Annotated in this window: 10 protein-coding genes; 3 read left to right on the top strand and 7 right to left on the bottom strand. The window is 55.1% G+C overall.

Going from position 1 to position 14,829, the window contains the following annotated elements; all coding sequences use genetic code 11:
* Positions 1–28: 28 nt before the first annotated feature.
* The 6 genes from gmd to AACV02_RS22850 form a co-directional block, all read right to left on the bottom strand.
* Positions 29–1,063: a GDP-mannose 4,6-dehydratase gene (gmd, locus tag AACV02_RS22875; protein ID WP_119742170.1), complete on the bottom strand. Its 1,035-nt coding sequence runs from the start codon at positions 1,061–1,063 to the stop codon at positions 29–31.
* Positions 1,064–1,154: 91 nt separating this feature from the next.
* A complete protein-coding gene (locus AACV02_RS22870) occupies positions 1,155–3,647 on the bottom strand; it encodes a glycosyltransferase family 4 protein (RefSeq protein WP_119742168.1) in 2,493 nt (830 codons plus the stop codon).
* On the bottom strand, positions 3,647–6,190 hold the full coding sequence (locus tag AACV02_RS22865; protein WP_119742166.1) for a methyltransferase domain-containing protein: 2,544 nt from the start codon (positions 6,188–6,190) through the stop codon (positions 3,647–3,649). Before AACV02_RS22865 ends, AACV02_RS22870 begins: the two co-directional genes overlap by 1 nt.
* Positions 6,183–7,505, bottom strand: a complete 1,323-nt coding sequence (locus AACV02_RS22860; protein WP_119742164.1) for an ABC transporter ATP-binding protein — start codon at positions 7,503–7,505, stop codon at positions 6,183–6,185. The genes AACV02_RS22865 and AACV02_RS22860 overlap by 8 nt, the downstream gene beginning before the upstream one ends.
* A complete protein-coding gene (locus tag AACV02_RS22855; protein ID WP_119742162.1) occupies positions 7,502–8,296 on the bottom strand; it encodes an ABC transporter permease in 795 nt (264 codons plus the stop codon). Before AACV02_RS22855 ends, AACV02_RS22860 begins: the two co-directional genes overlap by 4 nt.
* A gap of 133 nt (positions 8,297–8,429) precedes the next feature.
* On the bottom strand, positions 8,430–9,872 hold the full coding sequence (locus AACV02_RS22850) for a mannose-1-phosphate guanylyltransferase/mannose-6-phosphate isomerase (protein WP_119742160.1): 1,443 nt from the start codon (positions 9,870–9,872) through the stop codon (positions 8,430–8,432).
* 462 nt (positions 9,873–10,334) lie between these two features.
* Between AACV02_RS22850 and AACV02_RS22845 the strand changes: the two genes are divergently transcribed.
* Positions 10,335–11,900: a methyl-accepting chemotaxis protein gene (locus tag AACV02_RS22845; RefSeq protein WP_106576354.1), complete on the top strand. Its 1,566-nt coding sequence runs from the start codon at positions 10,335–10,337 to the stop codon at positions 11,898–11,900.
* Positions 11,901–12,002: 102 nt separating this feature from the next.
* Here the strand turns inward: AACV02_RS22845 and AACV02_RS22840 are convergent, their stop codons facing one another.
* Positions 12,003–12,695 (bottom strand): alpha/beta family hydrolase, encoded by a 693-nt coding sequence (locus AACV02_RS22840; protein WP_119742158.1) that lies wholly within the window; start codon positions 12,693–12,695, stop codon positions 12,003–12,005.
* Between the two features lie 79 nt (positions 12,696–12,774).
* On the opposite strand from AACV02_RS22840, the gene ccoN reads away from it, so the two are divergent.
* Positions 12,775–14,208, top strand: coding sequence for a cytochrome-c oxidase, cbb3-type subunit I (ccoN, locus tag AACV02_RS22835; RefSeq protein WP_106576352.1), 1,434 nt, complete (start codon positions 12,775–12,777; stop codon positions 14,206–14,208).
* Positions 14,209–14,218: 10 nt separating this feature from the next.
* Positions 14,219–14,827 carry a cytochrome-c oxidase, cbb3-type subunit II gene (gene ccoO / locus AACV02_RS22830; protein WP_065909614.1) on the top strand — a complete coding sequence of 203 codons (609 nt, stop codon included), beginning with the start codon at positions 14,219–14,221 and terminating at the stop codon, positions 14,825–14,827.
* The last annotated feature ends 2 nt before the right edge of the window (positions 14,828–14,829 follow it).

The raw sequence follows: 14,829 nt of genomic DNA, 5'->3' as shown, positions 1-14,829 counted from the left end.
TACAACGCAAGTGATTGCGCTTTTGACCTTAGAACGAAAAGCCTTGTTCGTTACGGCGCAGGTCTTCCTGCACCATCATCCGGCACAGTTCCTCCAGATTGGTTTTTGGCTCCCAACCCAGTTTTGCCTTAGCTTTTGCCGGGTCGCCGATCAGCAGTTCCACTTCAGCCGGGCGGTAGAACTTCGGATTCACCTGCACCACCGTCTTGCCGCTTTCTGCGTCAATCGCGTGCTCTTGGTCACCCTCGCCTTTCCAATCGAGGTTGATATCGACAGCTTTGAAAGCCAGCGATACAAAATCACGTACCGTTTCAGTACGGTTGGTCGCCAGAACAAAGGTATCCGGTTCATCGGCTTGCAGCATGCACCACATACCTTCCACGTACTCCTTGGCGAAACCCCAATCGCGCTTCGCGTCCATGTTGCCCAGCTCCAGGACGCTCAGCTTGCCCTGGGTAATCTTGGCTACCGAGTCGGTGATCTTGCGGGTTACGAACTCACGACCGCGCAGTGGCGACTCGTGGTTGAACAAGATACCGCTGGCACCAAAGATACCGTAGGACTCACGGTAGTTGATGGTCATCCAGTGCGCGTACAACTTGGCAACGCCATAGGGGCTGCGTGGGTAAAACGGTGTGGTTTCGATCTGCGGAATCGCTTGAACCTTGCCGAACATCTCCGAGGTAGAGGCTTGATAGAAGCGCACTTTCGGGTTAACGATACGGATGGCTTCCAGCAAGTTGACCGCGCCAAGACCAGTGATTTCGGCAGTGGTCACCGGCTGGTCGAAGGACACGCCCACGAAGCTTTGGGCCGCAAGGTTGTAAACCTCGGTGGCTTCGGTGGTCTGCAGCAGGCGAATGCTGGAGGACAGGTCGGTCAGATCGTATTCAACCAAGTGCAGGTTAGGGTGCTGGGTGACACCCAGCTCATCCATGCGCCAAAAGTTGACAGAGCTGGTACGGCGGTAGGTGCCGTAGACGGTATAGCCTTTTTCCAGCAAGAGCTGAGCAAGGTAGGCACCGTCTTGGCCGGTGATGCCGGTGATAATTGCTTTTTTCACGTGTAGCTCCCTATTAAGCCTGTATGTAACCTGAAATTCTGGATTTGTCCCCCTAACAGAGGGGGCATTTTCATAAAAATGCGAAGCATCATCACTGGAAGATGGAATGCTTCAGTTGATGGGCACTCTGCTCCCACGTAAGCCAAGGCATATTTACTGAGAGTGGATGTTCACCCGCATTAAAAAGCACTAACCACTCTCTTACGCAATGCGCCAATGCGTTTGGTGCGAGCCCGTCGAAATAGAAAGCATGATCACCTGCGACCTCTCGAAACACAGGGATATCACGCGCAATCATCGGCACGTGATGCTGTGCTGCCTCGATCAGCGGTAGACCAAAACCCTCACCTTCAGATGCGGCAATCAAGCAAGTGGATACGCCATAAACTTTTTCCAGGTACTCATCACTGATCCCTTCAAGCCAAAAAAGTCGCACGTTCAGAGCTGGGTGATTTTCGATTGCGCTGATCAAAGAGTCGACCAGCCAGCCGCGCTTCCCAACAATTACCAAGTTCGCGTCAACATCCTCAGCCCACAGCGTCTCAAAAGCAGCGATGGTCTGTGCATGCCCCTTACGGGGCTCAATAGTACTGACCATCAAAAAGCTGGGGCGTGCCTGCAACTGAGCGAGCACATTCTGAGCATTTTTTGGAAACCCAATCGACGGCATACTGCTAGCAATGTCGGCACCCAAATGGAAGCTTTTGACGTGAGGCCCACCATCACAACGAGCGGGTGGATTATTTGCAATCCATTCTCTTAACTCTTGGGCAACTGCCTCGGAAATGCAAATTAGCCCCGCTCCGACATCCGTTATTCGTTTTAGCCAATTTGTAAAATAATCCGCAGTCGGTGCCGGCCACCAATCCGGCCTCTGCACAAGCAGAAGGTCATAGACGATGAAGTTGACATCGACTCCGGCAGATCGCATTTGCGCATGCAGAGGATAAAGCTCGTCGGCCAAATGCATCGTCAGATCGAGCGACAAGTAGATATCGCCTTGCACATAATCAATCGGCGCGTCGGCCCCGCCTGCGCCGTCGGCACTTGCCGAAAAGACGCGAGCGACGAACTCATTGGCATAGAAATACCCACCCGCACGATAGAAAATTGGCCGAACAACAAGCCCTGCAGGCGGAGAATTAAACAGTTCCTGTAAAAGACTGCGAACCACTCGCTGTATACCCGACTTTGCGTCCGACTGAACGATGCTGGACACGTCTAAGAGCAGTTGCTTTTCAGACCCTCCCAGCATGTTGAACGCTATACTTTTCGCTATTTGAACAAGTTGACTATCGGTGGGCCTAGCGTCAGGTAAACGCCCCAGGTTCTCAAGCAACGCCTGCTGTGAAAACTCATACTGTGTTATTGGGTTTACCTCACTTACCACTTGTTCTAAAGCAGCGATAGCCTTGAGCGCGGACTCATCCCAGGTAAATTTTGCTGCTTGAATCTCGGCATGCTTTACCAACCTTTGCCGCAATGAGTCACTTTTCAGTACTTCACTGATCTTATCGGATATCGATGCTACCGACAGCGGATCAAAAAGCGCCTCGTCCAGACCAATAACCTCAGGCACACTGCTGCAATTGGAGCCAATAACCGGTGCCCCGCAAGCCATCGCTTCCAATACCGGCAGGCCAAAGCCTTCATGGGTGGAAGGAAAAACAAATAGCGATGTCAAGGAGTAGAGCGCGATCAGATCCTCGTCCTCAACATAACCTGTTAAGACCAGCTCGTGAATTTCGAACCCGAACTTCTCTTTGAGATCCAACAACTCGATCCGCTGCTGTTCATGCAACCTGCTGGCGATTACCAACTGATAATGCGATCTGAGCTCAGGTTTAAGCCTGCTATAAGCCTCGAGCAAGCGAGCGAAGTTTTTCCGCGGATCAAAGCCGCCAGGCGCGTATAAAACAAACTTTTCTTGCACGCCCATTCGCTGGAGAAACTTATCAGCCTCTTGCTTCGAAAAAACCCGCGGATAAAATTGCGCTCCGATCGCAGCGGAAATGTTCGGGACATTTTCTCGCGACACATTTAAATACTCTACCGCCTCATCGCTAGACGATTGAGAAATGGCAAGCAGAGCATCTGCACGCTCTAGCCAGCCAATTTTTTTGCTGTAATAGTCTCGGAGCGCCTGTGTCGGCAAATACACATCTTTGTTTAGCAAGGGTATTAGGTCATAAAGAACAACCGCCGTTTTGTGGCTGTTAGCGATCGCCCCTACGGACGTCACTGCGCCGGCACCCGGGTCTTCAAAGAGGCTGCTGATCAACACCACGTCGGGCTCAAGCGAGCGAATAAACTCTTCCCTGACTATCTCTGCTGCACATAGCACCCAGGGAGAGTCTAAGTCATCAGGCACGTCAAATATGCGAATTCGCTCTTTGGGAATTAGCGCCGAAAAAGCGTTCCGGATGTCCAAAATGCTATCCGGCATCCTCGCGTTAAGAACGATCCATATTTCATGATCACCCGCGTTTTTAGCGATAGCTAATGCCAAAGAAAGCGAATAACGGCCAATACCACGAAACCGGCTTTCAGACTGAGCGCCCTGAAGATCAATAACTATCCTCATCAGTAAGTACCCTTACGCTCTATAACTGCTTTCAGCTCAGAATAAACCCTGGATACTCGAGGGCTCAGCGCTGCCACAGTGACCTCGACTGGCGTTGCAGACGTCGCTTGCACATTCGTTGACGGCTGCGGCGCTGGCCCTGCAACAAGTCCGCGATGTACTGCGAACTGCCTTAAATGTCCCCAGAAACGTGGATATTTCTTCACAACGTGGTTAAGCCGTTGATGAACAGCCGGCCGACGAAGTACGAAACGTAGCGCCCTCATCAAAACTGAGCGCACCACGAATTTTACGGCGCGAAAGGGCAGCTTGACCAACCAAGTTCCTGCTCTCATACAGAGGCGCAGCGGCGAAGTAACTTTCCAGGACGTGCTTTTGAGCAATGCATTCACGTGCTCTTCGTGTGCGACTGCTTTCAACCACCAGTGATGAGTATCGGTCATGGCAGCATCGAGGCGGTGGCTGAGCGCATGTATCTGGGCTTCAAGCTCGCCTACGCGCGCGCGATGGAAGTGGTGATCCGCTTCCAAGTGACGCTTGTGCTCTTCCGAACGCAGAAGCTGTTCAGTCAGGGTCTCCACCTGCAAACCGAGATGCCTGGGATGACCTTCCAGATATTCAACCTGCGCGTGAGCCCCTTCAGCGTCCACACGCAGTGAATCACGCTCCATCTCCAGTTCACCAGCGCGATGCTCCAGCCCCTTGATCTGATCCTCAAGGGCTATTCGGCGCTGTTGCTCCATTTCGTATTGCAGCGCAACCTGCTGATGCCCTTTATAAAGCTCCAGCAATTCGTTAGTTGCCTGCCTGGCTTGATCACGCAATACGTCGTTTAACGCTTCAGCCGACAGGCGCTTGAGTTCCGCCTGCGTTGCGCGATTTATACTCTCCCGCAATGCTATTTCAGTCTCCTGGCTGCGGCGCTCGGCTGATTGAATCCGAAACCCCGCCTCCTGGAGTTGAAGGCGTTGTTGCTCAGCAACGGTTTCGCTGTAGATCGCACGGCGCTCGAAATCCCTCACCCCCCCTTGGGCATCAAAAGCGATTTCGGCGACCTGCTCCAAGCGACTTCGCACTTTTTCAAGTTGCGCTTCCATTTCGTAACTATTCCCTAGCAATTTGCCATCTAAGTTTTTTATATAGCCACTGTGCTGACCAAGCGCTTCTTCAATCGCTTGCATCCAAAGATCTTCTGTCTTTTCTGCACTACCATCAGCGGATGCTTCACTTAAAGCATCCAGATGCTCAAGCATGAGTCGGAAGCTCCATTGCTGTACCGGCACTACCCACAATCCCGTTGCCCAGCTACGAAAAGGCTGCGGCAAGTTAAATGGCGCGATCGTGATTTGCCGGATAGGCGCCGGATCAACAACGTGCCCCGTTGCCAACTCATGTACAAAGACCATAAAGGACAAATAAATATTATGAGGCCAGACACAGTCTTTGAAATCTTCAGATATCGCACCATAGTCTATAACCCGCGCACCTGAATCCGGTGTGACGACGATATTCCAAGCACGAAAATCACTGTGATACAGCCCAGCAAGCTCAAGCTTTGTCAGTTGATCCAATACTTCTCTGAGTACCTTCTTTCGGTCTAAGGACGGATCATTCAATACATCGAGCAAAAGGTCGCCCTGGAACCTCTGCATGACCACCCAGCCTTCGCTTTCACTTTCAGAACTTGCAAAGACCTCGGCAACCGGGTATTCCAGCGGTGCGCTGGTCAAAAATGCTTTTTCTCGATGAAACTCGACACGGTTGTGTTCGGCACGCGTCCCGATGAAACGATAAAGTTTAACGACTTCTCGTTCGCTGAAAAAATAACGACGTGTTCCCTCATGCGTATTTTTTGCTAACGCGTGGGACTCGGTGCTCCACGTATCAAACTTCCCCGCTTTACCCTCCACGGTCCAGTAATGGTTACTGGCGAAATACAAAGGGCGCTGCACACTGGTCAAGTGGGTCTGACAGCGAGCCATTTCACGAACACAATGGACAGACTCCAACAACACCATAGGGTCTTCAGGCTGGGAAGTTGCCCAATACAAGTCGCCCTCTCGCAATGCAATCTCAAGAATCAGCGCACCACACATCTCAGCAGCACGCTGAAAAAGCCGCTTGACCTCGTCAATACCACGCTCATGAATGACGTGATGAAAAACACTCAGCCCCAACACGAGGTCGTATTGCCCAGACTCAAGACGGTCAATAACGTCCTCAACACGTCCTACTTCAAAAACGGCGTCCAATTCGGAATGCTCGTCTGAAAGCGCCGAACATACGTCGACATTCTTATCGAGAAAGTCCACACCTCGAACCGACGCGCCTCGGCTGGCAAGGCTAAGACTGAAATAGCCTTGGGCACAGCCCAAGTCCAGCACTTTAAGGGGGCGGCCGAGATGGGCTTGCAGCGCCTCATAAATGCCAACGATAACGTCCAGCCTGTCTGCACACGGCCGTGACACATGATCAGAAAGGTCTGAATGGCCAAAGATCGGCTGATAAACTTCAGGTAAATCGGCTACCAATTGCTCAATCATTTACAACAACCTCAACGCCTAACGCATCCTGATACTCAACATTAAACGTTGCGCCCATATCAGAAATCCCCCAAAACTGAACAGCCCTGCTGATTTTCAACATAACCGAATCATAACGCCGATCCAACGGTATTAGGTCGCCTGCCAGCGGGTCACCGGACGACACACCAAACGACACCAGAAAGTCTCCGGCATTCAAATTGAGCGGGAGAGAAAACTTAAACATCCTGATATCACCGGCTTTCACTGAAATGACCGCCTGACCCCGGCTCGACACAAAGGAGTTAGTCCCGTACAAAAAGATGCCGTCCAGCGTCTTGATCAAAAACCCGGGCACGACACTTTCAAAATCCGCATCAAACTTGACCTTGAAATAAAAATCACCATTGGAGTTGCTTTCGATACGTGACGGAAAACGCTCACCGTCAACGATCAGCAAATAATCCAGAATCGAAGCACCGCCATGTCCCCATCGGTATTCAGATGGGTTGTACCCACCACGGCTGGCAAACACATCGCTGGTGTTCAAGAAGTCTTCTTGAACGAGGCCTGGGCTGGCGACATCGGCTTGGTGCCCTGCGCCTTTTTTCTTGCCAAACAGCTCATCCAGGTAACGGTTAGTGACCTCCCGAGAAGGGCCGTCAAGCTCGACGTGGCCATTCTTCAACAAGATAGCTCGTTCACAATGCCGAACAATGTCATCAGCACTGTGCGAGACCAGAATCAGGGTCATGCCCTCATCGCGATATTGCTTGATGCGCTTAAAACACTTGGCTTGAAAGTAACTGTCGCCGACAGAAAGGGCTTCGTCGACGATGAGGAGATCGGGTTTGAACGCTGTCGCTACCGCGAAAGCAACACGCATTTGCATGCCGCTGGAATAGGTTCTCACCGGCTCATCAAAGTACTCACCGATTTCGGCGAAGGCCTCGATATCTGGCATCGCCTCCTCGATCTCGAATGCGCTGAACCCCATCAAGCCTGCTGAGTGATATACGTTCTGGCGCCCACTCAGTTCCGGAGTGAACCCCATGCCTAATTCTAAAATGGCAGCGATACGCCCATTGATCTGCACACTGCCCTCTGTGGGTTGCAGTGTACCGGTGATCATTTTGAGCAACGTGGATTTACCCGCACCATTCTGGCCCACAATGCCAATAGACTCGCCAGGGCGTATTGTAAAATTCACCCCCCGCATTACCCAGTGCTCTTCACTGGGTTTTATTGGCAAGCCAAACCAACGACCGATGCGTTGAAACTCTGAGGCATAAACGCGGTAAGCCTTGCCCAGGTTGCTGACACTTAAAAGGCTCATAGCACATCCACCATTTCTGGCGCAGCACGCCTGAACATCATTAAGCCTAACAACATCAACAAGATCGCAATAACCGTAGGAACTATCAGCCCATCGAGGTTCGGCATCCGCGCGTGTACCAGCGCGTCATGGTAAGCAGTGACGACGGGGTACATGGGGTTGTAGTCCATCAAGCCTTTGAAATCGTCGGGAATAATATTGTCCGGGTAAACGATCGGGGTAAACCAGAACCAGGCCTGCAGGACAATAGGCACAACTTGGCCGGTGTCGCGTACAAATACATTCAATATACCAAGCACCAGGCCAATACCCACCGCTAAGGCAGTGACGACGACCGTCAGCGGTATGACCCACAGAATTTGCACGCTCAGTGACTGACCGAGGAGCGCAAAAACCAACAACAATGCCACGAAGAGCAGCCCGTAGTTGAGCAAGCAGGAACCCACCGTAATCACCGGCAAAGTGATGCGCGGAAATCGCATTTTCTTCATCAGGTTTCCCTGATCGATGAATAGCGTCAAGCAACGACCGATGATTTCAGAGAACAGGCTCCAGGCCAGAACGCCGGCCATCAGATAAAGCGCATAGGCATATTTATTATCAATACCCGGCAACTTCGCCGCCAGCACGTTGGACAGCACCAGCGCATAAATCGCAACTTGCGCCAGCGGGTTAATAATCATCCACAGCCCGCCCAAACGACTTCGGGCAAAACGGGCAACGAACTCATTACGAATGGACGACCAGACGAAGCCGCGGTACTCCCAAAGGCTTCTAAACAACCCCAACATCGCTGACTCCTGAAAAAAAGGTCAGGCGTACGCCTGACCTACTGCAACACCTACCACCGGCTCCAAACCCTCATGCTTCAAGCATTAAGAGTGCAAAACACGAGCCACTAGCCATATCTCTTCGGGCGCCTGATCAGCCAGCAACCCGGCCGTAGATATCCTCAAACCGGACGATATCGTCTTCACCTAGATAATCGCCGCTCTGCACCTCGATCAACACCAGATCGATAACACCTGGGTTCTCCAGGCGATGGGTATGACCTGCCGGGATGAACGTTGATTCATTTGTGTTGAGCAAAAATTCGCGATCGTTGTTAACAACGCGCGCCATGCCGCTCACCACAATCCAATGTTCGCTCCGGTGATGGTGCATCTGGAGTGACAGCGATGCTTGGGGCTTGACCACAATGCGCTTAATCTTGAAGCGCTGGTCTTCTTCCAGTGTCGTGTAAGCGCCCCAAGGACGGCGGACCGTGGTGTGATCGAGGTGCGAGCAATGCCCGTTCTGCTTCAACTGCGCCGTGATCGCTTTGATGTCTTGTGCGTGGTCTTTGTGTGCGACCAGCAGTGCATCCGGCGTATCGACGATGATCAGATCCTCAACCCCTACCAACGCTGCCAGACGACGCGGGCTACGCACGTAGTTATTGGAGGAGCCGTGAAAAATGACTTCACCCTCAACACGGTTACCTTGCTCATTAGCTGGCGACAGCTCGCTCATGGCGTTCCAAGAGCCGATATCACTCCAGCCGATATCACAAGGCACCGTTGCTACCTTGCTTGAGCGTTCCATCAGTGCGAAGTCGATGGAAATATCCGGAACCTTGGCAAAGCTCTCGGGCTCCAGGTGCAGGCTGCGATGGCTGGTGCCAGTCATCGTGCCGGAACCTGCCAGGCACAGGTCTACGGCACTGGATACATCCGGTGCGCAGAGGGCCATTTCTTCAATCAGGGTACCGGCGCGGAAACAGAACATGCCGGAGTTCCAGAAGTACTCACCTGACGCCAGATAGCCTTGGGCAGTTTCCAGGTCTGGCTTCTCGACGAAGCGCTTGACCTTGAAGCCTTTGCCGAGGGGGCTGTCGTTGTCTTTCTGGATATATCCGTAACCGGTTTCCGGAAACTCCGGCTTTACGCCAAACGTCACCAGCCAGCCATCTTTGGCCAACGCGGAGGCGGTAGAAACCGCATCGGCAAACGCCGCTTGATTTCCGATCAGGTGGTCAGCTGGCAGCACCAGCATGATGGCATCTGCCCCGTGAGTGCGCGCAACTTCTTGAGCAGCCAGCGCAACGGCCGCTGCAGTATTACGCCCAAAGGGCTCAAGAACAAAACTGAGGTTCGTGAATTGAGGTGCTTGTGCGCCGTATTCATCGAGCGTTTTGAAATAGAGATCACGATTGGTGATCGTCAGCACTTCGCTGACTGCGTCCAGCGCCAAGGCACGGCCGTAGGTTTTGCGAATCAGATTTCCGCCATCCGGCAATTCGATGAATGGCTTAGGATGCGCTGAACGAGAGACAGGCCACAGGCGGCTGCCCGCACCGCCGCAAATAATAACTGGAACAAATGTCACTTTTTGTAGCTCCTTTACGTACTGCAACTTCATGTCGACTGCCGCTCTCGCCCCCTCGGCGCGACAAATTCGAAAACAAAGTAGCGTAGAGACTTTCAGCTATATAAGGTCAGATCGCAGAGGCGCTTTGGGGGAAATAGAGTATTTTTCGTACAAATTAGCCTTAATATTCTTAATTATATTGTCATTTATGTCTAGGACAACACGGATTAATCCGACAGCTAAAGCTACTTTTCTTCTCCATAAAAACGCTTTCTGCCTGAAACGTGTCACTTTTCTTCCCGACACGCTTATTCACCCGCTCAACCGGCGTCGAAACCTTTAGCCCACCCTGGTACAGACCTTTCGCAGATGCTGTCGTTTTTCAGTGTGCGACTCTGACTTCACCGCCGCTCAGAAAATTCCCTCAATAATTACCGAAACGTGCCGATACCCCATCAAAGCCTTGCGGATTGAACAATCATGCGTAATAACCAACCCGTTACCCAGCGCGAACGTACCTTCCCCGCTCAGCAACGGTTGATCTCCACCACAGATGCCAAAGGTGTGATCACCTACTGCAACGACGCCTTTGTCGAAATCAGTGGGTTCACCCGTGACGAGTTGATCCGTGCCCCGCACAACCTGGTGCGTCACCCGGATGTGCCGTCGGCCGTGTTCGCGCACATGTGGTCCACGCTCAAACAAGGCTTGCCATGGATGGGCATCGTCAAGAACCGCTGCAAGACCGGCGATCATTACTGGGTTAACGCCTATGTAACGCCGGTCTTCGATGGCAACCAGGTGATCGGCTACGAATCGGTGCGCATCAAGCCCACCGCCGAGCAGATTCGCCGGGCCGAAGCGCTCTACCAACGCATCAACCAGGGCAAGTCGGCCGTGCCTCAGCGCGACAAATGGCTGCCGGTGCTGCAAGACTGGCTGCCTTTTATTCTGGTCAGCCAGCTCAGCTTCATGATCGGTGCGTCGCTCAACTCCCACTGGGGCTTTGCCCTGGCGGCGGGGCTGTCGGTGCCACTGGGCCTGCTGGGCCTGAGCTGGCAGCAACGCGGCCTCAAGCGTCTGCTGCGCCTGGCGGAGCAAACCACGTCCGACCCGCTGATCGCGCAGATGTACACCGACAGCCGTGGCGCACAAGCGCGGCTGGAGATGTCGATTCTCAGCCAGGAGGCGCGTCTGAAGACGTGCCTTACTCGCTTGCAGGATACGGCCGAGCACCTCAACGATCAGGCAGCGCAGTCCAACACCCTGGCGCACAACAGCTCCAGCGGCCTGGAACGCCAGCGCGTGGAAACCGAGCAGGTCGCCACCGCCGTCAACCAGATGGCAGCGACAACCCAGGAAGTGGCCAGCCACGTGCAGCGCACGGCGGACGCTACCCAGGAAGCCAATCGCCTGACCGGCCGCGGTCGCGACATCGCCGGGGAAACCCGCGAAGCGATCCAGCGCCTGTCGGTCGCCGTGGGTGAAACCGGTGTAACCGTCACCCAGCTGGCCAAGGACAGTGATGAAATCGGCGGCGTGGTGGACGTGATCAAGGGCATCGCCGACCAGACCAACCTGCTGGCATTGAACGCCGCCATCGAAGCCGCCCGTGCCGGCGAAATGGGCCGTGGCTTTGCAGTGGTGGCTGACGAAGTCCGTCAACTGGCGCAGCGTACCGCCGAGTCCACCGGGCAGATCCATGCCCTGATCGCCAAACTGCAGCAGACCGCCGCCGCCGCCGTGCAAACCATGGACGCCGGGCATCGCCAGGCCGAAGAAGGCGTGGCACGCGTGATGGAGGCGGATCAGGCGCTGGTGGGCATCAGTGAAGCGGTGGCCAACATCACCGACATGACCACGCAGATTGCCGCCGCCACCGAAGAGCAAAGCGCCGTGGCCGAAGAGATCAGCCGCAATATCAGCACGATTGCGCTGTTGGCGGACCAGACCTCGGAGCAGGCGATGAACTCGGCGCAGTTGAGTGAAGAGCTGACGCATACAGCGAATACCCAGTATTCGCTGGTGGAGCGTTTTAACCGGTAAACCGCTATCGCGGCCAAGCCCGCTCCCACATTGGATGGGGTTCACGTATTTATATTTGTGAATACATTCAAATGTGGGAGCTGGCTTGCCGGCGATGAGGCCCTAAAGGCCGGCGAGAAACTCGGAGACCTTCAGCGCCGCAGCCTCCAAATGCTGCTCATGACTAAACCCCGAAGCCTTCAACGGCTTCAAATCATGATCCCCCGCCACCAGCCACATCACCTCGATGCTCGGCGACAACGCATACCCCTCCACCGCCGCCCGATTGCCCAGCGCATCGCGCTCGCCCTGCACAATCAACGTCGGCGTCTTCAGACCGGCCAGATGTTCAGTGCGGGGTTTCTCCGGTTTGCCCACCGCGTAAAACGGATAACCCAGGCACACCAACCCGTCTGCACCCAATTCATCCGCCAGCAAACTGGCCATCCGCCCGCCCATGGACTTGCCGCCAACGGCCAGTGGGCCAGCGACATGGCGTCGCACCTCGGCATACACCTCGCGCCAGGCTTGCAATAGTTTCGGCGCCGGATTCGGCGGACGTTTGCCGCCGTCCAGGCGGCGCTGGGCCATGTAGGGGAATTCAAAGCGCAATACGTTCACGCCATGCCCGGCAAGGCGTGCAGCCATGTCGTTCATAAACCCCGAGTCCATGGGCGCACCGGCACCGTGGGCCAGGATCAGCGTCACCGGCGCACGCGCGCTGGAACCCGTCGCCGCATCCCACAACCAGCCGCGCTCGCGCACACACTGCGCCCATTGATCCCCGTCAATACTGGCCTTGTGCTCTTTGCCCATGCTTGCCTCGCTTTTTAGTCTGCCTATAACTCCAGCCCAAGTGCCGCATTGGCTTGGGTTGAACCGTGGATGGGGAACCATGAACACTACTTTAAGTACCGCCTATAACTACAAGGTGGTCCGCCAATTCACCATTATGACGGTGGTGTGGGGCATCGTCGGCATGGGGCTCGGGGTTTTTCTCGCCGCCCAATTGGTTTGGCCTGCACTCAACTTCGATTTGCCCTGGACCAGCTTCGGCCGCTTGCGCCCGCTGCACACCAACGCGGTGATCTTTGCCTTCGGCGGTTGCGCGCTGTTCGCCAGCTCGTTTTACTCGGTGCAGCGCACCTGCCAGACACAGCTGTTCGCGCCGAAAATCGCCGCGTTCTGCTTCTGGGGCTGGCAGCTCGTCATTCTATTGGCCGCGATCAGCTTGCCGCTGGGCTACACCAGCTCCAAGGAATACGCCGAGCTGGAATGGCCAATCGACATTCTGATCACCATCGTCTGGGTGGCCTACGCCATCGTGTTCTTCGGCACGATCATGAAGCGCAACACCAAGCACATCTACGTCGGCAACTGGTTCTTCGGTGCGTTCATCATCACCGTGGCCATTCTGCACATCGTCAACAACCTGGAAATCCCGGTCAGCCTGACCAAGTCCTACTCCCTCTACGGCGGTGCGACGGATGCAATGGTGCAGTGGTGGTATGGGCATAACGCGGTAGGCTTTTTCCTCACCGCCGGTTTCCTCGGGATGATGTATTACTTCGTGCCCAAGCAAGCCGAACGTCCGGTGTATTCCTATCGCCTGTCCATCGTGCACTTCTGGGCGCTGATCACCCTGTACATCTGGGCCGGCCCGCACCACTTGCACTACACCGCGTTGCCGGATTGGGCGCAGTCACTGGGCATGGTGATGTCGCTGGTACTGCTGGCACCGAGCTGGGGCGGCATGATCAACGGCATGATGACGCTCTCGGGCGCCTGGCATAAATTGCGCAGCGACCCGATCCTGCGCTTTTTGGTGGTGTCGCTGGCGTTCTACGGCATGTCGACCTTCGAAGGGCCGATGATGGCCATCAAGACGGTCAACGCCCTCTCCCACTACACCGACTGGACCATCGGCCACGTACACGCCGGCGCGCTGGGCTGGGTGGCGATGATTTCCATCGGCGCGCTGTACCACATGATCCCCAAAGTGTTTGGCCGCGAGCAGATGTACAGCCTCGGCCTGATCAACGCGCACTTCTGGCTGGCCACCATCGGCACCGTGCTCTACATCGCCTCGATGTGGGTCAACGGCATCGCCCAGGGCCTGATGTGGCGTGCGGTCAACGAAGACGGCACCTTGACCTACTCCTTCGTCGAAACCCTGGTGGCCAGCCACCCTGGCTACATCGTGCGACTGGTGGGCGGTGCAGTGTTCCTCAGCGGCATGTTCCTGATGGCTTACAACACATGGCGCACCGTGCGCTCGGCGCCATCGCTGCAAGCCGCCGAACCCGCCACCGCCGCGCAAATGGCCTGAGGAGTCCGTGATGAAACACGAAACGATTGAAAAGAACGTCGGCCTGCTGATGCTGCTGATGGTGCTGGCCGTGAGCATCGGCGGCCTGACCCAGATCGTCCCGCTGTTCTTCCAGGACGTGACCAACAAGCCGGTCGAAGGCATGAAGCCCTACACCGCGCTGCAACTGGAAGGCCGCGACATCTACATCCGCGAAGGCTGCGTGCAGTGCCACTCGCAGATGATCCGCCCGTTCCGTGCCGAAACCGAACGCTACGGCCACTACTCGGTGGCAGGCGAAAGCGTGTGGGACCACCCGTTCCTGTGGGGCTCCAAGCGCACCGGGCCAGACCTGGCCCGCGTCGGCGCGCGTTACTCGGACGACTGGCACCGCGCGCACCTGTACAACCCGCGCAACGTGGTGCCGGAGTCAAAAATGCCGGCCTACCCATGGCTGGTCACGGCACCGGTCGACAGCAGCCACACCGAAACCAAGTTGAAAGTGATGCGCACCCTCGGCGTGCCCTACACCGACGACGACATCAGTGGCGCCGTTGCCAGCCTCAAGGGCAAGACCGAGATGGACGCGCTGGTTGCGTACCTGCAAGTGCTCGGCACTGCCATCAAGAGCAAGAGGTGAGC

The sequence above is a fragment of the Pseudomonas sp. Larv2_ips genome, from assembly GCF_963879675.1.
Lineage (GTDB): Bacteria > Pseudomonadota > Gammaproteobacteria > Pseudomonadales > Pseudomonadaceae > Aquipseudomonas.
This window is presented reverse-complemented; position numbering and strand designations above follow the sequence as displayed.